At 47.6% G+C, this 22,786-nt stretch carries 29 protein-coding genes and 2 pseudogenes; 7 read left to right on the plus strand and 24 right to left on the minus strand.

Translation table 11 applies throughout. The annotated features are described in order from the left end of the window. The first annotated feature begins 129 nt into the window (after positions 1–129). Genes torC through torD form a run of 3 tightly spaced genes read left to right on the plus strand, consistent with a single transcriptional unit; the run spans position 130 to position 4,444 of the window. Positions 130–1,302: a pentaheme c-type cytochrome TorC gene (gene torC / locus QUE74_RS06395; RefSeq protein ID WP_001230242.1), complete on the plus strand. Its 1,173-nt coding sequence runs from the start codon at positions 130–132 to the stop codon at positions 1,300–1,302. Then, positions 1,302–3,848, plus strand: coding sequence for a trimethylamine-N-oxide reductase TorA (torA, locus tag QUE74_RS06400; protein WP_001063159.1), 2,547 nt, complete (start codon positions 1,302–1,304; stop codon positions 3,846–3,848). Before torC ends, torA begins: the two co-directional genes overlap by 1 nt. After that, complete coding sequence (gene torD, locus QUE74_RS06405) at positions 3,845–4,444, plus strand: molecular chaperone TorD (protein ID WP_000209911.1); 600 nt, start codon at positions 3,845–3,847, stop codon at positions 4,442–4,444. Before torA ends, torD begins: the two co-directional genes overlap by 4 nt. A 151-nt stretch (positions 4,445–4,595) precedes the next feature. Here the strand turns inward: torD and cbpM are convergent, their stop codons facing one another. Together cbpM and cbpA are read right to left on the minus strand one after the other, a co-directional pair. Further along, positions 4,596–4,901 (minus strand): chaperone modulator CbpM, encoded by a 306-nt coding sequence (gene cbpM / locus QUE74_RS06410; protein WP_000024566.1) that lies wholly within the window; start codon positions 4,899–4,901, stop codon positions 4,596–4,598. Then, entirely contained in the window at positions 4,901–5,821 is a 921-nt protein-coding gene (gene cbpA, locus QUE74_RS06415) for a curved DNA-binding protein (RefSeq protein WP_000420611.1), read from the minus strand. The genes cbpM and cbpA overlap by 1 nt, the downstream gene beginning before the upstream one ends. 257 nt (positions 5,822–6,078) lie before the next feature. Between cbpA and QUE74_RS06420 the strand changes: the two genes are divergently transcribed. The 4 genes from QUE74_RS06420 to QUE74_RS06435 all read left to right on the plus strand — a co-directional run bounded on the left by QUE74_RS06420 (position 6,079) and on the right by QUE74_RS06435 (position 9,932). Continuing rightward, positions 6,079–7,332, plus strand: a complete 1,254-nt coding sequence (locus QUE74_RS06420) for a hypothetical protein (protein WP_286331912.1) — start codon at positions 6,079–6,081, stop codon at positions 7,330–7,332. A gap of 291 nt (positions 7,333–7,623) precedes the next feature. Further along, a complete protein-coding gene (gene agp, locus QUE74_RS06425) occupies positions 7,624–8,865 on the plus strand; it encodes a bifunctional glucose-1-phosphatase/inositol phosphatase (RefSeq protein ID WP_001044270.1) in 1,242 nt (413 codons plus the stop codon). Between the two features lie 209 nt (positions 8,866–9,074). Next, positions 9,075–9,401 (plus strand): hypothetical protein, encoded by a 327-nt coding sequence (locus tag QUE74_RS06430; RefSeq protein WP_000878101.1) that lies wholly within the window; start codon positions 9,075–9,077, stop codon positions 9,399–9,401. 12 nt (positions 9,402–9,413) lie between these two features. Next, complete coding sequence (locus tag QUE74_RS06435; RefSeq protein WP_000833427.1) at positions 9,414–9,932, plus strand: hypothetical protein; 519 nt, start codon at positions 9,414–9,416, stop codon at positions 9,930–9,932. Positions 9,933–10,309: 377 nt separating this feature from the next. Here the strand turns inward: QUE74_RS06435 and QUE74_RS06440 are convergent, their stop codons facing one another. The 22 genes and pseudogenes from QUE74_RS06440 to gamL form a co-directional block, all read right to left on the minus strand. Beyond that, a complete protein-coding gene (locus QUE74_RS06440; protein WP_001143120.1) occupies positions 10,310–10,537 on the minus strand; it encodes a YccJ family protein in 228 nt (75 codons plus the stop codon). A gap of 20 nt (positions 10,538–10,557) precedes the next feature. Continuing rightward, positions 10,558–11,136, minus strand: a complete 579-nt coding sequence (gene wrbA / locus QUE74_RS06445) for an NAD(P)H:quinone oxidoreductase (protein WP_000607018.1) — start codon at positions 11,134–11,136, stop codon at positions 10,558–10,560. After that, the gene (locus QUE74_RS06450) at positions 11,133–12,443 is read right to left on the minus strand and encodes a tyrosine-type recombinase/integrase (RefSeq protein WP_000013658.1); all 1,311 of its coding nucleotides are present in this window, start codon (positions 12,441–12,443) and stop codon (positions 11,133–11,135) included. Before QUE74_RS06450 ends, wrbA begins: the two co-directional genes overlap by 4 nt. A gap of 52 nt (positions 12,444–12,495) precedes the next feature. Then, positions 12,496–12,780 (minus strand): excisionase family protein, encoded by a 285-nt coding sequence (locus QUE74_RS06455; RefSeq protein ID WP_001208773.1) that lies wholly within the window; start codon positions 12,778–12,780, stop codon positions 12,496–12,498. A gap of 45 nt (positions 12,781–12,825) precedes the next feature. Beyond that, a complete protein-coding gene (locus tag QUE74_RS06460) occupies positions 12,826–13,077 on the minus strand; it encodes a DUF4222 domain-containing protein (RefSeq protein WP_000497815.1) in 252 nt (83 codons plus the stop codon). Positions 13,078–13,441: 364 nt separating this feature from the next. Further along, entirely contained in the window at positions 13,442–13,795 is a 354-nt protein-coding gene (locus tag QUE74_RS06465; protein ID WP_000994790.1) for a DUF1627 domain-containing protein, read from the minus strand. A gap of 35 nt (positions 13,796–13,830) precedes the next feature. Further along, positions 13,831–14,043: a DUF1382 family protein gene (locus tag QUE74_RS06470; protein ID WP_001291842.1), complete on the minus strand. Its 213-nt coding sequence runs from the start codon at positions 14,041–14,043 to the stop codon at positions 13,831–13,833. Further along, positions 14,003–14,629, minus strand: coding sequence for an MT-A70 family methyltransferase (locus tag QUE74_RS06475; RefSeq protein ID WP_000163446.1), 627 nt, complete (start codon positions 14,627–14,629; stop codon positions 14,003–14,005). The genes QUE74_RS06470 and QUE74_RS06475 overlap by 41 nt, the downstream gene beginning before the upstream one ends. Beyond that, positions 14,626–15,057 (minus strand): hypothetical protein, encoded by a 432-nt coding sequence (locus tag QUE74_RS06480; RefSeq protein ID WP_000809302.1) that lies wholly within the window; start codon positions 15,055–15,057, stop codon positions 14,626–14,628. Before QUE74_RS06480 ends, QUE74_RS06475 begins: the two co-directional genes overlap by 4 nt. A 55-nt stretch (positions 15,058–15,112) precedes the next feature. Then, on the minus strand, positions 15,113–15,751 hold the full coding sequence (locus QUE74_RS06485) for an antA/AntB antirepressor family protein (protein ID WP_000203834.1): 639 nt from the start codon (positions 15,749–15,751) through the stop codon (positions 15,113–15,115). A 355-nt stretch (positions 15,752–16,106) separates the two neighbouring features. Further along, positions 16,107–16,355, minus strand: a pseudogene (locus tag QUE74_RS06490) (DUF551 domain-containing protein); the annotation flags it as partial. Between the two features lie 213 nt (positions 16,356–16,568). Further along, a pseudogene (locus tag QUE74_RS06495) lies at positions 16,569–17,003 on the minus strand (DUF551 domain-containing protein); the annotation flags it as partial. A gap of 2 nt (positions 17,004–17,005) precedes the next feature. Next, positions 17,006–17,197: a hypothetical protein gene (locus tag QUE74_RS06500; RefSeq protein ID WP_001014298.1), complete on the minus strand. Its 192-nt coding sequence runs from the start codon at positions 17,195–17,197 to the stop codon at positions 17,006–17,008. 1 nt (position 17,198) lies between these two features. After that, on the minus strand, positions 17,199–17,606 hold the full coding sequence (locus QUE74_RS06505) for an ead/Ea22-like family protein (protein ID WP_000034212.1): 408 nt from the start codon (positions 17,604–17,606) through the stop codon (positions 17,199–17,201). Next, positions 17,603–18,328 (minus strand): ead/Ea22-like family protein, encoded by a 726-nt coding sequence (locus QUE74_RS06510; protein WP_000206047.1) that lies wholly within the window; start codon positions 18,326–18,328, stop codon positions 17,603–17,605. The genes QUE74_RS06505 and QUE74_RS06510 overlap by 4 nt, the downstream gene beginning before the upstream one ends. Before the next feature lie 150 nt (positions 18,329–18,478). Continuing rightward, positions 18,479–18,874 (minus strand): hypothetical protein, encoded by a 396-nt coding sequence (locus QUE74_RS06515; protein WP_001159715.1) that lies wholly within the window; start codon positions 18,872–18,874, stop codon positions 18,479–18,481. 76 nt (positions 18,875–18,950) lie between these two features. Continuing rightward, positions 18,951–19,772, minus strand: coding sequence for a YfdQ family protein (locus QUE74_RS06520; RefSeq protein WP_000080417.1), 822 nt, complete (start codon positions 19,770–19,772; stop codon positions 18,951–18,953). A 63-nt stretch (positions 19,773–19,835) separates the two neighbouring features. Beyond that, the gene (locus tag QUE74_RS06525) at positions 19,836–20,183 is read right to left on the minus strand and encodes a YfdP family phage-associated protein (RefSeq protein WP_001071603.1); all 348 of its coding nucleotides are present in this window, start codon (positions 20,181–20,183) and stop codon (positions 19,836–19,838) included. Between the two features lie 74 nt (positions 20,184–20,257). Next, positions 20,258–20,845 carry a hypothetical protein gene (locus tag QUE74_RS06530; protein ID WP_000344637.1) on the minus strand — a complete coding sequence of 196 codons (588 nt, stop codon included), beginning with the start codon at positions 20,843–20,845 and terminating at the stop codon, positions 20,258–20,260. Next, a complete protein-coding gene (locus QUE74_RS06535) occupies positions 20,845–21,534 on the minus strand; it encodes a lambda exonuclease family protein (protein ID WP_000187063.1) in 690 nt (229 codons plus the stop codon). Before QUE74_RS06535 ends, QUE74_RS06530 begins: the two co-directional genes overlap by 1 nt. Further along, a complete protein-coding gene (locus QUE74_RS06540) occupies positions 21,531–22,481 on the minus strand; it encodes a RecT family recombinase (protein WP_000459721.1) in 951 nt (316 codons plus the stop codon). Before QUE74_RS06540 ends, QUE74_RS06535 begins: the two co-directional genes overlap by 4 nt. A gap of 16 nt (positions 22,482–22,497) precedes the next feature. Beyond that, positions 22,498–22,779, minus strand: a complete 282-nt coding sequence (gene gamL / locus QUE74_RS06545) for a host nuclease inhibitor GamL (protein ID WP_000995345.1) — start codon at positions 22,777–22,779, stop codon at positions 22,498–22,500. Positions 22,780–22,786: the final 7 nt, after the last annotated feature.

A 22,786-nucleotide genomic window follows, 5' to 3' on the forward strand; every position in this document is an offset into this window, starting at 1 on the left:
CAGAGAGTTTTACTCATTCTGTTCATATCTGTTCATATTCTGCCGTAAGCCGTTCATCCTGACCAGTGCCGCTGTTCATATTTGCTCATTAAGATCGCTTCACTAAACCATAATTTTACAGGGGCTATTATGCGGAAACTCTGGAACGCGTTACGTCGACCCAGTGCTCGTTGGTCGGTACTGGCGCTGGTCGCTATTGGGATTGTGATTGGCATTGCGCTGATTGTGTTACCTCACGTGGGTATCAAAGTCACCAGCACAACCGAATTTTGTGTCAGTTGCCACAGTATGCAACCGGTGTATGAAGAATATAAACAGTCGGTGCATTTCCAGAACGCCTCCGGTGTGCGAGCTGAATGCCATGACTGCCATATCCCGCCAGATATTCCAGGCATGGTGAAGCGTAAACTGGAAGCGAGCAACGACATCTACCAGACCTTTATTGCCCACTCCATTGATACACCTGAGAAATTCGAAGCCAAACGCGCGGAACTTGCCGAGCGTGAATGGGCGCGAATGAAAGAAAACAACTCGGCAACCTGCCGCTCCTGCCATAACTACGACGCGATGGATCATGCGAAGCAACATCCTGAAGCGGCACGTCAGATGAAGGTGGCAGCGAAAGATAATCAATCCTGCATCGACTGTCATAAAGGTATTGCCCACCAGTTGCCGGATATGAGTAGCGGCTTCCGTAAGCAATTCGATGAGCTGCGCGCCAGTGCAAATGATAGTGGTGATACGCTGTACTCCATTGATATTAAGCCAATTTATGCGGCGAAAGGCGATAAAGAAGCGTCTGGTTCTCTGCTGCCTGCTTCGGAAGTGAAAGTCCTTAAACGTGACGGCGACTGGCTGCAAATTGAAATCACTGGCTGGACGGAAAGCGCAGGACGTCAGCGTGTACTCACCCAGTTCCCTGGCAAACGCATCTTTGTTGCCTCGATTCGTGGCGATGTTCAGCAGCAGGTGAAAACGCTGGAGAAAACCACCGTTGCCGACACCAATACCGAGTGGAGCAAATTGCAGGCCACCGCGTGGATGAAGAAAGGCGACATGGTGAACGATATCAAACCGATCTGGGCTTATGCGGATTCGCTGTACAACGGCACCTGTAATCAATGCCACGGCGCACCGGAAATCGCCCACTTTGACGCTAATGGTTGGATTGGCACGCTCAACGGCATGATTGGCTTTACCAGCCTCGATAAACGTGAAGAACGCACCTTGCTGAAATATCTGCAAATGAATGCGTCTGATACCGCAGGTAAGGCTCACGGCGATAAGAAGGAAGAAAAATAATGAACAATAACGATCTCTTTCAGGCATCACGTCGACGTTTTCTGGCACAACTCGGCGGCTTAACTGTCGCCGGGATGCTGGGGCCGTCACTGTTAACGCCGCGCCGTGCGACTGCGGCGCAAGCGGCGACTGAGGCTGTCACCTCGAAAGAGGGCATTCTTACCGGGTCGCACTGGGGGGCTATCCGCGCGACGGTGAAGGATGGTCGCTTTGTGGCGGCAAAACCGTTCGAACTGGATAAATATCCGTCGAAAATGATCGCCGGATTGCCGGACCACGTACACAACGCGGTGCGTATTCGTTATCCGATGGTACGCGTGGACTGGCTACGTAAGCGCCATCTGAGCGACACCTCCCAGCGAGGTGATAACCGTTTTGTGCGCGTGAGCTGGGATGAAGCCCTCGACATGTTCTATGAAGAACTGGAACGCGTACAGAAAACTCACGGGCCGAGTGCCTTGTTGACCGCCAGTGGTTGGCAGTCGACGGGGATGTTCCATAACGCGTCGGGGATGTTGGCGAAAGCGATTGCCTTACATGGTAATAGCGTGGGTACGGGTGGGGATTACTCCACCGGTGCTGCGCAGGTGATCCTGCCGCGTGTAGTTGGCTCAATGGAAGTGTATGAACAGCAAACCTCCTGGCCGCTGGTATTGCAGAACAGCAAAACCATTGTGCTGTGGGGCTCCGATTTGCTGAAAAACCAGCAAGCGAACTGGTGGTGCCCGGATCACGATGTTTATGAATATTACGCGCAGTTGAAAGCGAAAGTCGCCGCCGGTGAAATTCAGGTCATCAGCATCGATCCGGTTGTTACATCCACTCATGAGTATCTGGGACGCGAGCATGTGAAGCACATTGCGGTTAACCCGCAAACTGACGTGCCGCTGCAACTGGCGCTGGCGCATACGTTGTACAGCGAAAACCTGTACGACAAAAACTTCCTCGCTAACTACTGTGTGGGTTTTGAGCAGTTCCTGCCCTATCTGCTGGGCGAGAAAGACGGTCAGCCGAAAGATGCCGCATGGGCTGAAAAACTGACTGGCATTGATGCCGAAACCATTCGTGGACTGGCGCGGCAGATGGCGGCGAACAGAACGCAGATTATTGCTGGTTGGTGCGTACAGCGTATGCAGCACGGTGAACAGTGGGCGTGGATGATTGTGGTTCTGGCGGCGATGCTGGGGCAAATTGGCCTGCCAGGTGGTGGCTTTGGTTTTGGCTGGCACTATAACGGCGCAGGCACGCCGGGACGTAAAGGCGTTATTCTGAGTGGTTTCTCCGGCTCTTCGTCGATTCCGCCTGTTCACGACAACAGTGATTACAAAGGCTACAGCAGCACCATTCCGATTGCCCGTTTTGTCGATGCGATCCTCGAACCGGGGAAAGTGATCAACTGGAACGGTAAATCGGTAAAACTGCCGCCGCTGAAAATGTGTATTTTTGCCGGAACGAACCCGTTCCATCGCCATCAGCAGATCAACCGCATTATTGAAGGCTGGCGCAAGCTGGAAACGGTTATCGCCATAGATAACCAGTGGACCTCAACCTGCCGCTTTGCCGATATCGTGCTGCCTGCGACCACGCAGTTTGAGCGTAACGATCTCGACCAGTATGGCAACCACTCCAACCGTGGCATTATCGCCATGAAACAGGTGGTGCCGCCGCAGTTCGAGGCGCGCAACGACTTTGATATTTTCCGCGAGCTGTGCCGCCGCTTTAATCGCGAAGAAGCCTTTACCGAAGGGCTGGACGAAATGGGCTGGCTGAAACGCATCTGGCAAGAAGGTGTACAACAGGGCAAAGGACGCGGTGTTCATCTACCAGCGTTTGATGACTTCTGGAATAAGAAAGAGTACGTCGAGTTTGACCATCCGCAGATGTTTGTTCGCCACCAGGCATTCCGGGAAGATCCGGATCTCGAACCACTAGGCACGCCGAGTGGCCTGATTGAGATCTACTCAAAAACCATCGCTGATATGAACTACGACGATTGTCAGGGGCATCCGATGTGGTTTGAGAAAATCGAACGCTCCCACGGTGGGCCCGGCTCGCAGAAGTATCCGTTGCATCTGCAATCTGTGCATCCGGATTTCCGACTTCACTCGCAGTTATGTGAGTCGGAAACTTTGCGTCAGCAATATACGGTTGCGGGTAAAGAGCCAGTATTTATTAGCCCGCAGGATGCCAGTGCGCGCGGTATTCGTAACGGTGATGTGGTGCGCGTCTTTAACGCTCGTGGTCAGGTGTTGGCTGGAGCAGTGGTTTCTGACTGCTATGCACCCGGCGTGGCACGAATTCACGAAGGGGCATGGTACGACCCAGATAAAGGCGGCGAGCCTGGTGCACTGTGTAAATACGGTAACCCCAACGTGTTGACCATCGACATCGGTACTTCGCAGCTGGCGCAGGCGACCAGTGCGCATACCACGCTGGTGGAAATTGAGAAGTACAACGGAACAGTGGAGCAGGTGACGGCGTTTAATGGCCCCGTTGAGATGGTGGCGCAGTGTGAATATGTTCCCGCGTCGCAGGTGAAATCATGACCACGCTGACAGCACAACAGATTGCCTGTGTCTACGCCTGGCTGGCGCAGTTGTTCTCCCGTGAGCTGGACGATGAACAACTGACGCAGATCGCCAGTGCGCAGATGGCTGAATGGTTTTCGTTGCTAAAAAGCGAACCGCCGCTCACAGCGGCGGTGAGTGAGCTGGAAAACCGTATTGCCACTCTGACAGTACGTGACGACGCCCGTCTGGAACTGGCCGCTGACTTTTGCGGCCTGTTTCTGATGACCGACAAACAAGCGGCGCTGCCGTATGCATCGGCCTACAAACAGGACGAGCAAGAGATTAAACGCTTGTTAGTTGAGGCAGGGATGGAAACCAGCGGCAATTTCAACGAACCGGCAGATCATCTGGCGATCTATCTCGAGTTGTTGAGTCATCTGCATTTTTCGCTGGGAGAGGGGACCGTTCCTGCGCGAAGAATCGACAGTTTGCGGCAAAAAGTACTGACGGCGCTGCAACAATGGTTACCAGAGTTTGCGGCACGTTGCCATCAGTATGACAGCTTTGGTTTTTACGCGGCACTAAGCCAGTTATTGCTGGCGTTAGTGGAGTGCGACAACCAAAACAGATAATGCCGTTTGTAGGCCAGATAAGACGCGTTGAGCGTCGCATTAGACATTAAGGCAGATCCGCCGGATGCGGCATGAACCTTATCCGGCCTACGGGGACAGTGCGCTTTGTAGGCCTGATAAGACGCGTTAAGCGTCGCATCAGGCAACAAACTCACGGATGAGCCACAAACCGGGAAAGCCGCTGGCGCAGCAAGCGGTTTTCCTGCTTCAGGTGCGCAATATCATCCATTAACGTCAGCGCCACCGCGATCCCCGGCCAGTCCAGAGCCAGTTCATGACGCAGGCGTACCGCACGTTGCACCACAATGGCGGCATGGTCGTCAAATACCCAGGTTGTTTCCAGGCGCTCCCGCGGTTCAACCACCCCCAAACCGACAATTTCATTCAATTCCTCTTCAGAGATGCCGGTATGTAGGCAAAATTCGGTAATAGTAAAAGTCACCGTAACATTAGCCATCATGCTTTCCCCCAATCTTTACGTGGATCAAAAGACGACTGGGCGTCTGCCAGTTGCTGCCACAGCGCGGCCGTATTTTCATCCGGTTTCGGCGGCATCACGATTTTCAGTACCGCATACAGATCGCCGGTCTGTTTTTTGCTCACCAGGCCTTTGCCTTTAACGCGTAATCGTTGCCCGGCCTGACTGCCCGGCGGGATAGTTAGCAAAATGCTTTCTTTCAGTGTTGGAACGGTGACTTTAGCACCCAGCGCCGCTTCCCACGGGCTAACCGGCACCACTATTTCCAGATCCTGGCCGACAATATCAAACAATGGATGCGGCGCAATATGAATCACCAGCCACAAATCGCCATTTGGGCCGCCATTTTCGCCCGGCGTTCCCTGGCCTTTCAGGCGGATGCGTTGACCATTGCCGACGCCCGCCGGGATCTTCACATTCAGCGTTTTCGGGATTTCCTGTTCGATCATGCCAAAGGCGTTATAAACCGGCAGGTTATAGCTGATGGTACGCTTATGCTCAGTAAGCGTTTCTTCGAGGAATACCGCCACTTCGATTTCAATATCGTGGCCGCGTGTGGCGGGGCGTTGACGGCTCTGGCGGGCATGCTGACCGAAAATTGACGAGAAGATATCGTCAAAATCTTCGGCGTTAAAACTCTGACCGTCGTCATGATGGAATTGACGGTTAAATTGCGGATCGTTGCGATGTTGCCACATCTGATCATACTCAGCGCGACGTTGTTCATCACTTAACACTTCCCAGGCTTCAGCGACCTCTTTGAAGCGGGCTTCGGCATCCGGTTCTTTGCTGACGTCTGGATGGTATTTGCGGGCCAGTCGACGATAGGCGGTCTTGATTGTCTTGAGATCGTCCGTCGGTTTCACGCCCATGATGGCGTAATAATCCTTTAGTTCCATAGCGTTATCTCGCGTAAATCAACACAAATTGAAGGAACCCCTGTAAGGTAACTCCTATAAGTGTAGGGTAATCCTCAAAATTTCATATGCCAACACAGAATATGTTATTGAAATCATCGTGGAGAGGAGGTGGCGTCAAGATGGATTGCTGAGCATAGTTTAAACAGGTAAAAGGGTGAGCGATTTTTGATAGTTAAATCAGGCATTTTAAGCTTAACTAGGACGTCATTATTTATTAAATTTTATAGGCGCTATATATGGGTAGTAATATACATGGAGTAAGTTGCAGTGCTAATAATTATTTGAAAACAGCCTGGGCCGATATAAAAACCAGGCACGAAGAAAATCAAAAATGTTCAATCACGCTTTTTGAACAAAAACTAGAGTGTTTTATGCGGTTGTACAATGAAATCATGCGGAAAGAAGAAAATATTTCATGCCTGGTGTGTGAATCACTAGAAACAGAATTAGAGGAAATGCAAAATGATAATGATTTATCTTCATTTATGAAAACATTACGTACTCATGATACAAACACTTATTCAGGGGATTCAGGAGGCATTACCTATACTATACAATATTTTCAAGAAAGAGAGCTTGTTAATATATCCTTGCCGGGTATGTTTTCACAGGCTATTGCAGGCTTTAAAAGTAGCTGTTGGTATAAATTTATAGCATATGTTGATATCTTAAATGAGTGTAATGATGTTTTTTCTGAGTATTGCTTTGATGATGATGAAATTACGAGTGTCCAGCCAAAACGGATAAATACGCCGGGAATATATGATTCAGTTACTGGTATTGATTTGTCTGGTATATCTTTTATTCAGAGTGAAATTAATCAAGCACATAAATTAAAATACGCGCCTGTAGATGGCGATGGATATTGTCTGTTAAGAGCCATACTGGTTATAAAACACGTTGATTATTCATGGGCGCTTGGCAGTCAAAAGACGCAAAAAGAAGTATACGACGAATTTATTAAAATTGTTGATAAACAAGTGATTGAGTCTTTTGTTGATGCAGCATTCTTTAATCTCAGGGAAGATATTAAGACATTATTTGGCGTTGATCTGCATTCTGACAACCAAATTCAGGATATGGGTAATTCTTTAGCGTCGAATTTTATTAAGTTTAAAAAAGAATTCATTGGTAGTTGCTTGAATGACGAAAGATGCATATTGCATTTACCCGAGTTTATATTTAATGATAACAAGGGTTCGCTTGTTTTAAATACCGACTCTCCGGAAAAGGTTAAAGCGGTGAAGAATTTCCTTGCTGTGCTTTCAGATAGCATTTGTTCATTGTTTATTGTTGCCTGTAATGTGGGATCAATCTCCTTGGGAAGTGAATCCTTTTCAACGGATGAAGATCTTGAGTATGGTTATTTAATGAATACTGGCAATCATTATGACGTTTACCTCCCTACTGAACTTTTTGCTCAGTCATACCAGTTAAACCATAAGGAAATGAAAGCGCAACTGGACTATTTAAATCGTTATGCCATTTAATGATAAAGACATGTGCTAAAATAGTTTTTATTAGTCTCACATTCTCTTTTTAGTAAATATTGCCCCTGTATCGATAACGTCGGTGATATTCTGTCTAGCCCATGGTGAAATCATCAACGGCGTACACGAGGCAGGGGCCAATCATGTATAGGTTGCGTCAAATCTTGCCTTTTTTTAATGACAAATATAGAAAAACAGGCACTCAACAAGCCATTTTGCGAACCTGTTCCCGGAAAAATGTCATATTTCTGTCACACTCTTTGGTGATTGATAACAAAAGAGGTGCCAGGAATGAACAAAACGCTAATCGCCGCAGCTGTGGCAGGGATAGTTTTACTCGCTTCAAATGCTCAGGCACAAACCGTACCGGAAGGCTATCAGTTGCAGCAAGTGCTCATGATGAGCCGCCATAACTTACGTGCGCCGCTGGCGAACAATGGCAGTGTGCTGGAGCAGTCGACGCCGAATAAATGGCCAGAATGGGACGTTCCCGGTGGGCAGCTCACCACTAAAGGGGGAGTACTCGAAGTGTATATGGGCCATTACATGCGTGAATGGCTGGCAGAGCAGGGGATGGTGAAATCGGGTGAATGCCCGCCGCCGGACACCGTTTATGCCTATGCCAATAGTCTGCAACGCACCGTCGCGACCGCGCAGTTCTTTATTACCGGCGCATTCCCCGGGTGTGATATTCCTGTTCATCACCAGGAAAAAATGGGCACCATGGACCCAACCTTTAACCCGGTGATCACCGATGATTCCGCCGCATTCAGTGAACAGGCGGTGGCGGCAATGGAGAAAGAGCTCGGCAAACTCCAGCTTACCGACAGCTACAAGCTACTGGAAAAAATCGTTAACTATAAAGATTCTCCTGCCTGTAAAGAGAAGCAACAGTGTTCGCTTGTAGATGGCAAAAACACCTTTAGCGCGAAGTATCAACAAGAACCGGGCGTTTCCGGGCCGCTGAAAGTCGGCAACTCGCTGGTAGATGCGTTTACTTTGCAATACTACGAAGGTTTCCCGATGGATCAGGTGGCGTGGGGAGAGATCAAAACTGACCAACAGTGGAAAGTATTGTCGAAGCTGAAAAACGGCTACCAGGATAGCCTGTTTACCTCACCGGAAGTGGCGCGCAATGTTGCGAAACCGCTGGTCAGTTATATCGACAAAGCACTGGTCACCGATCGAACTAGTGCACCGAAAATCACGGTGCTGGTGGGGCACGACTCAAACATTGCCTCTCTGTTAACGGCACTGGATTTCAAACCGTATCAGTTGCATGACCAGAACGAACGCACGCCGATTGGCGGCAAAATCGTTTTCCAGCGTTGGCATGACAGCAAAGCTAATCGCGATTTGATGAAAATTGAATATGTGTACCAGAGTGCGGAACAGTTGCGTAATGCTGATGCGTTAACGTTGCAGGCTCCGGCTCAGCGCGTGACGCTGGAATTAACCGGCTGCCCGATAGACGCTGATGGTTTCTGCCCAATGGATAAGTTTGATAGCGTGTTGAATGAAGCGGTGAAATAAACCCGGCTATTGACATTTTGTAGTCATAAAATTGGGAAGATCACATGCAGATCTTCCCAATTAACCTGGAACATATTCACCAGAAATATATTGAGGGAGCAGAATATTACGCAGCGCCACATCTCGTATAATTTTTACCATAGAACGCATGGTTTACCCCAGACACAGTGGTAAACTTCAGACGCGTAAATCAAAGGATGGCTGACAAAATGAAGTATACATGGAAGGGAGAAAATGAAAGAACGCACTGGCAATTGTGTGAAAAATTAAATGCCCCATTTATATGCCTTAGCATAATTAATAAAAAATACGCTAATCTTTTTTATGATGTGACAAATTATTGCGTTGATCTTGAAAACATCTCAAATGAAATACTGGAAATATACTCGGCTTATGCACGCGTATTCATACTGCCTGAACATTTTATCAATGAAATTGCTGCGCAATATTACGTTATGAATGTCATTGTGCGACGTGAACATGCAGAATTCATTGCCGAAATTTTATATGATTATTTGTTTAAAAAATTACGATAACAAAGGTGGGTAATGAAGCGGTATTATCACGACGCGTTTTTATTAGGTTTATACGCATTGCTTACCCAAATACATTTGTCGGTGGCTCGCGGCATTAGCGCGCAGTCTGAACTCCGGTGCTGGTTGCGTCAGAAAGGGACGCTTGGCCTGATAGAACAAATATTGTGCTCAGCGCGGTCAAAGCGCCATAAGCAGAAGATCCCATTAATCAAATCTCTGTATTATAATCTGCGTGGGAAAAACTATCTTACTGAAAGTGAATGGATTTTATTAATTAAACACCTGCAGTTTATGCGTGACTTTATTGTTCATGGTGAAGTAAATGAGGATGCTTTGATAAATTCCCGGCTTGAAATTTGCTATTTTTCGCTAAAAATTTGGCACAGACTGAACGTCAATTATCTAGCTAAGCGATTAGCAAATCATGTCGAGCATTTTAATGAAAGTGAGTATCATGCCCACTTCAGCGTGCGCCAGATAACGTCCGTTATAACGGGCTGGGCAGTTTTAAAAGATAATGAGATATTTTGATGATCCTCGCCGGGGAGTATTGATGAATAAATAATTTATTGGAAAATTTCCTTGTATTCAGAGCGTATCCAGGGTTGTTTATTCTGCAAGAGAATTACGAAAATATCACATCCTTCATTGCCGGGATGGATTTTTCAGCCGGAGGTATCTTATCTTCAAGATTTAACCAATGGCTATATAGGAAATACTCTGTACAATCAAATTCATGCTGGATATCGCTTATTACCCATATTTATAATCAATAACAAGCTTACCGCAATGATATCGATTTTTTTATTTGATAACGTGATTGAATATCTCACAGTAATAACAGGGCATGAGACGTTGGTCAATGAATAATCGAAAACTCCCCCGTTCACCACGGGGGAGGTTCAGGATTAAACGTTTTTACGTTCGATGGTCTGTTCGCCCCAAAAAAGCGAATCTTTATCGGTCTTAGCAAAGGCTTTGACTAACACTTCATCGCTACCTTCTTCCCAAATCTTTTCCGCCATTTTTTCGTCGTACCCGGCGACTTCGAAAATGGCCTCGGCTATTTCCGGCGACGTATTGCGCAGAGATGCCCATTCACCGACGTGATGAGCTTTCGCTTCTTGAGTTGGCATGCGTATCCTCCTGTTGAAGATTAGCCGTTAAGTTTAACTGCCAGACCTGCGACATATTCCCCTTGATAACGAGCAATAGACAGTTCTTCCTGGCTGGGCTGGCGTGAACCGTCACCGCCTGCGATGGTGGTTGCGCCGTACGGCGTACCGCCGCGAACCTGTGAAACGTCAAATAATTCCTGCGCTGCGTAGCCAATGGGGACAATCACCATGCCGTGATGCGCAAGGGTCGTCCAGGTGGATGTGATGGTTTGTTCCTGACCGCCGCCAGTACCGGTGGAACTAAAGACGCTCGCCAGTTTTCCGTATAGTGCGCCGGAAGCCCACAGGCCGCCCGTCTGGTCGAGGAAGGTACGCATTTGACCGGACATGTTACCAAAGCGGGTAGGTGTACCAAAAATAATGGCGTCGTAATCGGCCAGTTCTTGCGGGGTTGCAACCGGTGCAGTTTGCGTTTTACCGCCTGCTTTTTCAAATAATTGCGGCGGCATGGTTTCCGGTACACGCTTAACGACAACTTCTGCGCCATCCACTTTGCTTGCACCTTCAGCAACTGCGCGTGCCATCGTTTCAACATGTCTAAGGATATGGTTTATCATTTTGAAAAATATAATTTTATTTCATCCTCCTGGTCACTTTGGGGCACGTCTGGGGCACGGGCATTAAGGACATTATTCAACATGGCAACTTGAGTCACGCTGCACTCAGGCATCCATGCACCATAAACATTGTAGACCATGCTGGCGCTGGAGTGCCCCATCTGTGATGCAATAAATGTCGGGTTTGCTCCGGCAGATAAAGCCCAGCACGCATAGGTATGGCGTGACTGATACGCTTTACGGGATCGGATACCCGCTCTTTTTATTGCTGAATCCCATGTCGCTCCGATGGAGCTTACCGCGTAGTTAATACCAGCCTTGTGATTCTTGCGAACGATTTGCGGACAGAAAACAAAAGTGCACTCGTGCAAAATTGTTCTTCCGTACTCGCGTAATTGAACAGTGATCTGATGCTGCCTGCTAAGACGAGTAAGCATCGCCTGGTTTTTAAGTGCTTCAATTGCTGGTGCCAGAAGATGTATAACCCGGTTAGTGCCTGCGTCGGTCTTTGGTAGCGTAAAATCACCTATTTTTGTAAAATTTCGTCGCACTGTTATCGTGCCAGCTTTCAGGTCGATATCCTCCCATGCAAGTGCGGCAATTTCACCGTGTCGCATCCCTGTAAAAACAGCCACTGTCCAGAGGTTTTTGGTCTGTTGATGATGGCAGGCATCAATGAGACGGCTAAACTCATCTCTGGTCAGTGGATCCGGCACTGGTTTTGATTTCCTCAGCGGTGTTATTGAATTAAACGGGTTTTTCTCCAGATACCCGTTTTCGGCGGCAAAGCTGAACATTCCGGCTGTTGTTGTCATGTAATAGTTCACTGTGGGTACGGTTCTTCCTTTTCGGGACGTGCTGGTTTTCCTGCTTCCCTTTTCCCCGGTCAGTAAATCTTTCCTGATAAACAGCAGATCTTCTTTTGTAATCGATGACGCCAGCCTGCCAGGACCAAGCCTCGGTAGCATATTTTTCATCACTGATTGATAACGATTTAAGGCGTTACTACTGATTTCCATTGCTTTCAGAGTAAGCCATTTCTGTGCCAGTTCACCGACGGTGATATCTTTTTTTACCAGGCCAAATAGCTTCAGGTTAGGTGAGTCAGGGAATCGCTCGGCATAATCAAACGTTCCCGTTCTGATTGCAAAGCAGACAGAAGCCCTTAACTCACCAGCGATCTTTCTGTTTTTCGGAGTATCGGGCACGCGAAGATTTTCGCGCACTCGTTTACCCCTGTACTTAAACGTTATTCGGAGTTTTCCTCCGTGATTTTCAACGCCGGCTGGATAGGCTGAATTCGCCATTGTTCCTCCTGCGTCCAAGAGCACGCTCAGGTTATACTCTTATGGACAAGAATTAAACATCCTGAGATGGTAAGGGTTGGTTTTTGATCCAAGTGTTGATGGTAGGAAGGTGATAGAGACATTCGCTGTTTTTCTTTGGCGTTCCGTCGGGGGCGATTTGTTTATATTCTCTGCCGTTCATCCACGCACTGTCCCTGGCGCGTAATATTGTTCCTTTTCTCAGGCCTGTTACAGCCATTAAAAGCTCCAGTGTTACCCATTCATTCGCATTTATCTGTACAACAGGTGTGATGACTGGCTGAATGCCATGGTTATGTTGGTTTACTAACTCGCGCATAAGTTGCCTCTGCATGTGTAAGAAAAAACCGCCCGAAGGCGGTTGTCAGTTGATTGATGTACGGCGCATTTTTCGAAGGCTGGCAATATGCTTTTCCTTCTCAATTTCCGCTTTAATCATATGCAGTTCGTTGTGCTCGATTCGCTCAAATTCTTCATTAAATGCACTAATTGAAGTGGCTCTGGTTCTGCCGTCGAGCCTTCGGTAGATCACCTGAGTCAGAGTTACCTTGCATATTTCTACCGGATAGTTGTTGGCATCAACGAAAGACTGCCCGCGCTGGATCAGGACGAACACTGGTTGTATTCCTTGAGTGCCATATCATAAACACGGCATGCCGAGAGGTGTGTTGTAGTCAACGTCGTTCGTATCCTGAAAAGTCCATGTGTTGTGACGGTAACTTCCGGGGCTTTGAGTTTCACTGCATCAACGATATGCTGATGTTTGCGCCTTTCGAATATAGAGCTGGATATAACCACACTTGCTGTTAAACCGTAACTTTCAAATGTGATTTTCATGTCATTATCCTCGCAGTTAGCCGGGCAACAAAAATAAATAATGTTGTTCCTGCGAATAACAGGATACCGCCCGTCATTAGAGAAAGGAAAAACAATATTAATGTACGCGGGTTGTTTCTCAAAATATTCTCTCTGTGATTCGCTCACTCTGACAATTCGTTGATCAAGTCACGGTATTTATTCAGTTCTTGCAACGCCTTACATGCACCCTCCCATCGTTTCTGTTTCCGCCCGGCGCGGCGCGCTTCTTTCCGTGATTTACGTAGCAGGTCACCTATAATGTTGTGCTGCACTGGCTGCACTGGGGCGATATTTGGTTTTTTGTCCACTTCCCTTGCAACTGCCTGCCAGATGCCATTTTTTACAGTTACTACCCCCTGGTTTTTTAACTTCCATAGAGTGTCAATAACGTCATTCAAATCAATATTGAGACCTTTAGAAATACTTTCGGCTGATGCTTTTCCTAATTTGTTCAATTCTGTGAGCACTGCGTTCATTTTTTTCTCCTGATATTTTAATGTCGGTGGGGCTGTTATACGGTTAGTGAGGTGTCAGCTTCTTCTACCAGCTTTTCCAGTTCATCCAGCTTTCGGGAAAGAATTTCACCAAACAGATGAAGTTCTGCATCTGCTGTAATCGGGATTGGAACAAATCGTATTCCACTTCTGGCAAGTTGATTTGCGATTTCCAGACACTGCCTTAATTCAACTGGTGATGCCTTTGTCAACGTCGTTTTTTCGCTCATTGGTTTTCTCCAGAAATTTAACAATACCCGGAACCATCTCAATGGATGGTGTGCCGCATTGGTTACCCCATACATCAAATCCATGCGAGGTGTGGCGGGCGAACAGTTCTATCCGGGGAACATCGCCAAGAAGTTGCACAAGCTTTTCTCGAGCCATATCCGGCTTGCGGGAGTGATCAAGGCGCGGTGCAGTGAATGACTGGATTATTCCGGCGTTAATGCGTTCGGGCAGATTTCCTTTCACTGCAAAAAGGCAGTCTTCGCTGTTAGCGCGAGTGGTGCTACCCATACCCATGACCAGCTTGTCGGTCTGTCTTTTCCCGCATTTGTTCCAGGTTAATCCTTTCATCGTCACCAGACGAAAGCCCCACGCTTCTACAACCTTCAATGCTTCAAGTGGTTGTGTAGGCACCCACCACATAGACAACAGGCAATTATCGGCTGCCAGTTCCCATACCGGGAGGCGGCAGATATCCAGAAGACTCATGACCGGATATTTAAAACTTGCACCGCGTTGACCATCGGTTGCTTTGTCGCGGAATGTCCAGGGGGGATCTGCGTAAATGAGGGTGTATTTTTTCGTCATAGCGCGTTTTCAAACTCATCAATGTAAAGTCCTGCTTTAATCAGTCGGCGACGGCGTTCGGCCTTTTGCACGTATTCCTCGCGACAGTTTTTTGCTGCGTGTTCACGGCTTCTGCGACTGAATGGAGGAACGGCATTGCGTGAGCGAGGTGTGTCACGACGAGGATTTGATTCGAGGGAGAAAAAGCGATCAACGATTCCGGTGTCTGTGGTGAATGGTTCTGAAGCCTTTATTTTCACAACCTTACTGCCCTTTGTCAGGCCGCGAGCTACCTTGTTGAACTCGCAAAGTGAAACACCAAATTTCTCTGCTATTTCACTGCCAGTAACAGGACGACCACGAGACTGAATCATCCAGGTGACGCGTTCTTTTAACCCACGGAAGGCACCGGGCCTTCCAGAACGCCTGTAGAAAGCGATCTGTTTCAAATTTTTGTCTCCAGATATGAAAACCCCGACGGGATGTCGGGGATGGTAGGGGAAGTTACAGGCTTAACGAGAAGCCTTTTCGGGAATTTCGATCTGACAATCTTGAAATATCCTGTAGCGTGCGGCGCATTTCTTCCGTCAGATGCTTGAAGGCGTTAAATTCAGCGACAGCGGCGTCAACGTTATAGCCTTTGCTGTGTAGCTCATTGAGGATGCGCATAGTTGGGCTTGGCATGTCGAAGAGCACAGAAACGTCCAGGTTAAGAGTTTTTCGATCAACATAGCTCATCATGGAGTAGGGGTGGTGCTCTGAAAACCACGATAGAGGGTAGTTGATGTTCATTGGTGCAGGTAAAAGGCTCTGGCGAAGTTTCTTTTCGCACTCGATGAAGTATCGGCGGATCTGGCGGCCTTTTTCGTTACGCTCAACCATCGCCAGTTCTTTGGCTGTGTCGAGAGTTAGGTGGTAGTCCTTGCTACGGCGATCACCTCCTCGCCCTTTGGTTTGCCCATTTTGGCAAATCAAAATATAGTCCTGGCTTTCAACGAATCCATATTCAGCAATGCGTTCTTTAACCCAGTGCGCGAACATTCTGCCCACACCAAGAAAAGAGTGTAGATCACGAGCGTTAACTAGAAGAATTGTTTCGTTGTCGATAGTGCCGTTGAATACGGGGATGAGTTGACTGGTCATGATGACCTCCTTTGAAGTTTTAGTTAGCAATCACCAGTTAGTGGCTGGTGATCGGGTGTCAACTAGAGCCTTCAAAGATGCTCCGGGCATATTCCCCTTGCGGGTATTGTATTACGCCTCTCCACCCGACCTTTGTACGGATGTGACTATGCCAAATTGCAGGCATAAAAAAGCCGCAAAGCTATCGGGTGCGGATGACCGCTTTGAAGTTCTAGTGCGGTCAGTATGCGATAGCTCTGGCGGATTTGTCAAATCATGTAGGCCTTATCTTGCTGTAAGCCGCGCCATTCGGGCTTTTCCCCAGATTTGGGGGAAACTATCTGCGAAGTATTCACCTTTGACGGCAAGTTGCAGGTTAGCCACGGTTAACCTCCTGCGGCGGTTCTGGTAGCGGCATCCAGTGTGTTACCTGCTCAACACCATTGCCCGGCTTAATCGTTGCTTCTCCTCGCCGAAAGGTGCTTCCGGTATAGCGTGCGGAGCATATTAGCGGCTCAACCAGATCACTATCGAAATTCACCGAAATAAGTACGTTCTGATTCTTTTTCGGCATTCGCTCACTACAGCTTATCCAACTATCCGGAGTTACCGGATAGTTGCCCGATAGTGCATTCTGCTCCAGTGATGCTTTTACAAACCACGCTGCCTGAACTATAACGCCATGAATCCAGCGCAAATCAGCATCGCGATCTTTCTTTTTCATCTTTTCGCCACTTAAGGCCTTGCTTATGTGGCTGCGTACCAGGTCTTCATGTAATTCCTTCGCCTCCTCAATGGTGAAACCACCAGGCAGAAGAGCCGGAGTTACCGGAGAGCTGGTTGACGCTTCCGGGATTTTCCGAAAATTATTGGTTGACGAATCTTTATTTTCCCGAAAGTTTCCGGACTGAAGCATGGCTTCGCGGCAATCGTTCCAGCCTGTAGCGTATGCAGCCGCTTTGCTGCTGCCTTCAACTGGCGCATCCTGCCAATACATTTCTTCCGGCACTATCGGCGCTGGAGGGGCGGCAAATAGATATCCGCCAAAGTCAGGAAGCTCTCTAATGGCCTGTACGAATTTTTGTTTGCCTACGTCAACCCCTAATGGGTAATGAGCTATAATCTTTGCCACCGGCTCTGCTTCCAGCGATGCCAGCGCAATCCGTGCCAGCTCTTCCGCTTCTTCTGCTGGAAGCACAACGTTGCTACCCGGTCCGTATGTTTCGCGCCAATGCTGGATTGTCAGCAGTCGATCTTTGGTAAAAGTGGTCATAGCTATTTCACCTTAATCTCAACATTTCGCAGCTTTAGCTCTACTGGCAGGTCTGACTTTCCTGTTAATGCTAATGCGAGATTTTCTGGAGTAGTGAGAACAGTTATTGTTTTCCCCCTCGCCAGACGAATAATCATGTGTATCTCGCTATCGTCACATGCTCCTGGTCGAACAATTGAGATTTGTCCGTTCATCTCACTCTCCTTTGATGCGAATGCCAGTAGCGCGGATTGCATCGATGACTTCAGAAACTTTGTATGCCATTACCGTTTGGTAATCATCGTGAAAATCTGTTCGATGAAGCATGCTGCTACGTTCCGGGAGCAGTATTTCCCGCGCTTCCAGTTCTGCAATGCGCTTTTTTGCTGCTTCCAGTTCATCCAGTAATTCCAGCACGGTAGCCGGATTAGCCTTGGCAACAAAATCCCGGACTGGCTTACAATCAATCTCCGCAATGGGTTGATACGATGTGTAGCCATGCTGTCTTGTATAACTACCGTGACGAATAACGAAAAAATCACCATTTATTTTTTTAGCCTGCCACTTATCTTCACCGGCTTTCTCTGCCGCTTCACGCAGTGCCTGATAGTCAATCTTGCTCACTGGTTGCCTCCTTTGCGAAGCCGTTCCGCCCATTCTTCAAGGGATTTCTCTGCATATTCACCGGACAGGCCATCAATCGGATGCGATTCATTAGCTAACTCTTCTTTTGCTGACAGAATCATGCGCGTAACGTCGAAAACTTCACGTAAAGACTTATTGATAAATCCGTGGTTGAAAGCAGCAGCAAGACGGCTTGCGGTATAGTTAATCCCCTCGTTGCGAGCCTCCGCACGAATTTCAGCCAGAAAAGCATCGGTGGCTGGAATTTGCGGCATCCCTCCATCTGTTGCGCAGATATACGCATCAGATAGCTCATCCTGCTCGCCATCAAACACGTAGCAACTCTGTGCGATAAATTTATTCAGCCCCGCATTCTCCGCCGCCAGAGCCGAAAACTTCTCGTGTGCCAACTTAACAGCCGAATCAGCCTGCTTAATTGACTCAATCGCTTTCTGTTGGTCTTCGGCCAGCTTCGCTAAATTAGCCTCCAGTTCGGCTATGCGTTCGTTTAATGCATCTCGTTCATCCAGTAGTGACAGCACGGTTTCTGGCCCGGCCATAATTTTAAAGGCGTGAATCGCATCAATATCAATACCAAGCTCCTTGAGCTTCTTTTCGCTTAATAAATCATCATCACCTGGTAATATTGACAGATGTGTCATCGCTGTAATTGCGCGTTCCGACACGTCACGCAATACCTGATAGTCAATTTCGGTTGTCATATTTTCGTCTCGTTATGGGAGGGGAATTGGTTGTAAGCTGGAATTGCCGGATGTTTACCCGTGTCCGGCGCACGACCTCACGTTGCAGCGTACGAGAATAGACTATTGCTCAGTATCGTTTGATGTCGGCTGAGGACATTCGCCTTGCTCTCACAACAGAGCAAGAAGCATGGACACCCCCTCACGATGTGATGATTGGTGAGTGTCGATCCCTGAATGATTGATGTTGTTAAACTCAAACATCTTGCTCCTGGCAATAGCCTCAACGGTATTCCAGAATACTAATAGTTCTGTTTTCTGCTCTGTTTTATCAGCAACAGGAAGTTTGATATGTTGTTGACATTTATTAATGCAACCATTTTGAATATGTTCCTCGTGCTTTTCATTGTCATAAGCATACAGCCCGACAAAAACATCTCGCACGTTACGGGAAATATTTTCCAGATTCGTCTTTGGTTCCTTTATTAAATTAAGCACCGATAAATGGGCTTTAAGCGTATCCGCAGCTATTTTCTGAATATCCGCTGGTAAATCTTTAAATTGCATAGTATACCCTCCAAGAACTGTGTATTTTCTCGTGAAATATGAGCGATATGTCGTGACGTCCCTGTCACAGATTTCATCACACTGAGAACGTGCCGATGAAGGTTAAGATATCTTCTTCTTCGAAACGCTCTTTCAGCAGGTCACGGAACTCTTTGGCAATTTCTTCTTCCGCAGCTTCAACACGCACGATACGTAGCACCAGAACAGGCTGTTCGCTTGTCAGAATGCTTAATCGCAGCGTGAATTCCCTGTTGCCCAGGCCCTCGTATGGGATGCATTCAAAGCGGAAAGTGGCAGGCATGATTTCTTTGCTTTTAGCCTCCACGGACTCCATGACTGAGCGGCTACCGCTGAAGTTTTGCTCTTCATATTCAGCACTGCGTTTTGCATCGATGGTAAGACGACGGACAGCAGAGATAGCCTGTTTGATATCCAGCACATTACCGTCGCTGTCATAGGCTGTGAGGAAGTCGGCCCAGTCTTCCAGCCATTCAGCGAGAGATTTCTGGAGTTGTTTTTTGCCGTCAACGTCACGCAATGCGCGATATGGTGATGTGGCTTTCAGTTCCAGCAGTGCCTTGTTGTCAGCGTGTCCAGGTTGCTCCAGAGTGCCGATATTGAACACAGTGACTGCTTTCATCGTTTCCGCGTTAATGAAGCAGCGGGAGTGCTCATCGGCATACCCTTTGCTGTATTCAACAAAGTCATCAATACTGGTTGTGGTCATGACTCCACGGAAACGAAAACGTTCTGTCATGAATCGTTCCAGACTTTCGATATTTACATTGTCCGGCAATAACGCAACAGGGCATTCCGTAAGCGGCAAATTTTCACCAGAAAAAGCAGTAGTGGTGAGTTTTACAATTTCTTTAATGGCATTGCTATCTAACTGAGACATGTATATTTACCTTTAATTTATGTATTTAGGGATAATGCGCGAGCGTTTTAAGGCGGGGAATATTCAGCGTAAAACAGCGTCATGTTGGCCCTGTTTATCAAAAAGCTGTCCCTGGTCTTTCTGGAACAAAGTAAGCTCACCACCTTTATTTACAAACATCGGGGTGTTAGTTGTGTCTTCTTCTGATTTACTACCACGCATTGTCGGGCGTGTGAATTTTAGTTTATGGGAAACTGATACGCGATTTTCATCAAGTGAAGATAATTCGAATTCAACACATACCTTTCCTTTTTTGTTTGTGCTGTTTACGCCAAAGGCAACTTCACTTAATACCGCGCCAAGTTTGTTAACAAATACCCCGCCGTCGAGGTCGTTAATGAAAACATTAACATCAGTTTGATGCTGGTTCATATTAATATCTCCGTGTAGAGGTGTGTTAAGGCTTCAGTTGTTCACTGCATTTAAAGCCTGGTTTTGTTTGTGAATTAAAAACTATCGCTGCCGTACTGCCAGTAACCTGGGTCGTCCGTGTGATTCGGGTTTACGTTTTTGCTGCGATTGTCTTTGTCTTTGAGAGTGGAAACCATATTTGCTACCGTTTCTGGTTTCTTTCCTTCAGCTTTTTCTTTCAGTGTCTGCCCTGTTTCTGCAATGAATGGAATGCGGATTTCCATCTGGTAACCGTCTGCGCCAGTCTTTCTGTTTGTGGTTAATACTTTCTGGAGGACGAGTCCGATTTTCTTTCCGTGAAACTCAGGTGCAACATATTTACTGACGGAAACCATATGTTGCGTTAACTGCCCAATTCCTGTGCATCCCATCATGGCGTGAATAATGCTCGCCCCAAATTTATTTTCAGTACCGTCATTCTTCTGAACACAAACACTGAGATATTGGATTTTCCGTCCGTCGTCGGATTCTCCAGAAAACTCAATGAATCGGGCACCTTTTTCTGATTGCTTGAGTTCTGCTTCGGTGATGTTAATGATATGCGCACCCGTTTCGGTAATAAAACTACCTTGTCCGGCGGTCAGTGCTGATTCTTCGTTATAAGTAAAAATCACTTCATCCATTAGTTATTAACCCCCCATTGTTCTCCAAATACAAAACCAATTTCCGCCAGTGCTTCGTCCATTTTGTCGATGAACTCCGGCACCATCTCATCAAAACTCGCCATGTACTTTTCATCCCGCTCGACCACGACATAATGCAGGCCTTCACGCTTCATGCGTGGGTCGTAGTTGGCGAAGTACCAGGCGTCCTTGTCTGTAACCCACATGCTGAATTGCACCTGGGCCATGTAAGCAGGCTTGATAGCGTCAAAGCCGCCAAGCCGGAATTTCATGAAGTCGCGGGAAGTAAAAGGGCATTTAAGCTCAAGACCGTTACCGTCGCTGCATAAACCGTCGGGAGAGCAGGCGGTGCGCATGCTTTCGTCACGAAAAATTATTGGCGTTTCCGAGACGGTAACATCCGCGATAAATTCGAAGAGGGCACGGGCATCATCTTCGTATTGCTTTCCCCATGCGAGCGACTTAGCGTTAACTTCCGGTGCCACGCCAGTACAAACTTCAGCCAGCAGGGTGTGGAAGTATGACATTTTTGTATCAGGCCATTTGCTGCCGGAACGTGGCTTTGCTATCACATTGTGAACTTCTGAAGCAGTGATAACACCGAGTCTCAGCTTGTGCCATCCATCATCGCCCTGGTCGAGGCTGGTAATATCCACGCCAGTTCGCTGGAGAATAATTTCTGGTGTCATGACACGGCCTCGCTGTTATTTTCCGTGGTGGCGTGAATTTTCGCTTCCGCCGTGGCCTTGTTTCTGGCAGCTTTCTTTTTGACAAAATCAAGCGTTTTGACAGCTTCTTCCTGACTGAGATATTCATGTGATGCAATCGTGCGACGGAATGTTTTGGAACATAAGGGAAGCAGGTCATCCCATGTCTTGTTAATTTCGGTGATTGCCTGAGTGATCTCATTGATAATCTCATCTGATGCGGGAGTGACGTCACGCTCAGGGATGTGATCAGCATTCAGGATGATACCTTCACCGCCCTGAGTGTTCAGGTAGTCGATAGCTGTATCCAGGCGATCGCGACGGGGCCAGTATTTGCTGGCGCGCTTAACAATGGCTTTTCTGGCCATTTCATCGGGGAAACTATCCCACGGGCTACTTCCTCCGTTATTTCCGGCTTTGCTGCACGCCCTGATGACCTCGATTTCCCTGTTGCTCATCTCTTCGGTCAGATAGTCGCCTTCGGATGTTTTTACGACACAATAACCGCCAATGCGTGCGCCCCTGTCTACGAAGGGGTTGTATTTGTGCGTGGGGGCGCAGTCAATACCGTTGGACTCGTAAATGTCCTTCTCGTAAACAAGTTTGCATTGCCCCCACTGAATGGCTCCTGTGACCTGTGCCAGATGCAGAAGCCCCATATAACTGATATCCAGGCATACAGCCTTTTTTCGTGGGACCAGATACGCCAGCTTGCTGGCCGGGTTCAGGGTTATGCCGATGGCGGCAACATTGATGATAGCGTTCTGTGCGCTGGGCAGATTTGCCCTTGCTGTGTCAGCCAGAAAGGCATTTTTCTGGAATTGCTGAATTGCAAACTGACTTTCCTTCGCCCATGTCAGCGTCGGTTCAGTTAATGCCTCGCAGAAAAAGCGCTCCTGCTGCTTAACAAATTCAACGATATCGAACATTTTTTGGTCCTGAAAATCAGAAAGGACAGGGGGAGAATTTTCTCTCCCATTCTTCTTCCGCCCGAGCATAGGCGATCGCTGAGATATAATCGTTGTACGCCTCTTCAGCTTTTTCGCCAGTGAGTGCTAGTTGGGCTTCTTTGGGTAAAAAAAGGCTGCTCATAAGCAATGGTTTATCGGGGAACATGCTGATAAGCTCCTGCGCCCGATCATCAATCCATTTATCCTTTTCATCCTGAATTTGCTGATTAATCCAGCGACGCTCCTCTATGCGGTCGCAGGTGAGGTATGCGTTCATGGCGGAA

Origin of the sequence: Escherichia sp. 10290, assembly GCF_030295155.1 — a bacterium.
In the GTDB taxonomy this organism is placed as follows: domain Bacteria; phylum Pseudomonadota; class Gammaproteobacteria; order Enterobacterales; family Enterobacteriaceae; genus Escherichia; species Escherichia coli_F.

What these genes read in the sequence shown, in the direction of transcription:
- torC (WP_001230242.1), top strand. Translation starts at nt 130, where the DNA reads ATGCGGAAACTCTGGAACGCGTTACGTCGACCCAGTGCTCGTTGGTCG.
- torA (WP_001063159.1), top strand. Translation starts at nt 1,302, where the DNA reads ATGAACAATAACGATCTCTTTCAGGCATCACGTCGACGTTTTCTGGCA.
- torD (WP_000209911.1), top strand. Translation starts at nt 3,845, where the DNA reads ATGACCACGCTGACAGCACAACAGATTGCCTGTGTCTACGCCTGGCTG.
- cbpM (WP_000024566.1), bottom strand. Translation starts at nt 4,901, where the DNA reads ATGGCTAATGTTACGGTGACTTTTACTATTACCGAATTTTGCCTACAT.
- cbpA (WP_000420611.1), bottom strand. Translation starts at nt 5,821, where the DNA reads ATGGAACTAAAGGATTATTACGCCATCATGGGCGTGAAACCGACGGAC.
- QUE74_RS06420 (WP_286331912.1), top strand. Translation starts at nt 6,079, where the DNA reads ATGGGTAGTAATATACATGGAGTAAGTTGCAGTGCTAATAATTATTTG.
- agp (WP_001044270.1), top strand. Translation starts at nt 7,624, where the DNA reads ATGAACAAAACGCTAATCGCCGCAGCTGTGGCAGGGATAGTTTTACTC.
- QUE74_RS06430 (WP_000878101.1), top strand. Translation starts at nt 9,075, where the DNA reads ATGAAGTATACATGGAAGGGAGAAAATGAAAGAACGCACTGGCAATTG.
- QUE74_RS06435 (WP_000833427.1), top strand. Translation starts at nt 9,414, where the DNA reads ATGAAGCGGTATTATCACGACGCGTTTTTATTAGGTTTATACGCATTG.
- QUE74_RS06440 (WP_001143120.1), bottom strand. Translation starts at nt 10,537, where the DNA reads ATGCCAACTCAAGAAGCGAAAGCTCATCACGTCGGTGAATGGGCATCT.
- wrbA (WP_000607018.1), bottom strand. Translation starts at nt 11,136, where the DNA reads ATGATAAACCATATCCTTAGACATGTTGAAACGATGGCACGCGCAGTT.
- QUE74_RS06450 (WP_000013658.1), bottom strand. Translation starts at nt 12,443, where the DNA reads ATGGCGAATTCAGCCTATCCAGCCGGCGTTGAAAATCACGGAGGAAAA.
- QUE74_RS06455 (WP_001208773.1), bottom strand. Translation starts at nt 12,780, where the DNA reads ATGCGCGAGTTAGTAAACCAACATAACCATGGCATTCAGCCAGTCATC.
- QUE74_RS06465 (WP_000994790.1), bottom strand. Translation starts at nt 13,795, where the DNA reads ATGAACGCAGTGCTCACAGAATTGAACAAATTAGGAAAAGCATCAGCC.
- QUE74_RS06470 (WP_001291842.1), bottom strand. Translation starts at nt 14,043, where the DNA reads ATGAGCGAAAAAACGACGTTGACAAAGGCATCACCAGTTGAATTAAGG.
- QUE74_RS06475 (WP_000163446.1), bottom strand. Translation starts at nt 14,629, where the DNA reads ATGACGAAAAAATACACCCTCATTTACGCAGATCCCCCCTGGACATTC.
- QUE74_RS06485 (WP_000203834.1), bottom strand. Translation starts at nt 15,751, where the DNA reads ATGACCAGTCAACTCATCCCCGTATTCAACGGCACTATCGACAACGAA.
- QUE74_RS06500 (WP_001014298.1), bottom strand. Translation starts at nt 17,197, where the DNA reads ATGAACGGACAAATCTCAATTGTTCGACCAGGAGCATGTGACGATAGC.
- QUE74_RS06510 (WP_000206047.1), bottom strand. Translation starts at nt 18,328, where the DNA reads ATGACAACCGAAATTGACTATCAGGTATTGCGTGACGTGTCGGAACGC.
- QUE74_RS06515 (WP_001159715.1), bottom strand. Translation starts at nt 18,874, where the DNA reads ATGCAATTTAAAGATTTACCAGCGGATATTCAGAAAATAGCTGCGGAT.
- QUE74_RS06520 (WP_000080417.1), bottom strand. Translation starts at nt 19,772, where the DNA reads ATGTCTCAGTTAGATAGCAATGCCATTAAAGAAATTGTAAAACTCACC.
- QUE74_RS06525 (WP_001071603.1), bottom strand. Translation starts at nt 20,183, where the DNA reads ATGAACCAGCATCAAACTGATGTTAATGTTTTCATTAACGACCTCGAC.
- QUE74_RS06530 (WP_000344637.1), bottom strand. Translation starts at nt 20,845, where the DNA reads ATGGATGAAGTGATTTTTACTTATAACGAAGAATCAGCACTGACCGCC.
- QUE74_RS06535 (WP_000187063.1), bottom strand. Translation starts at nt 21,534, where the DNA reads ATGACACCAGAAATTATTCTCCAGCGAACTGGCGTGGATATTACCAGC.
- QUE74_RS06540 (WP_000459721.1), bottom strand. Translation starts at nt 22,481, where the DNA reads ATGTTCGATATCGTTGAATTTGTTAAGCAGCAGGAGCGCTTTTTCTGC.
- gamL (WP_000995345.1), bottom strand. Translation starts at nt 22,779, where the DNA reads ATGAACGCATACCTCACCTGCGACCGCATAGAGGAGCGTCGCTGGATT.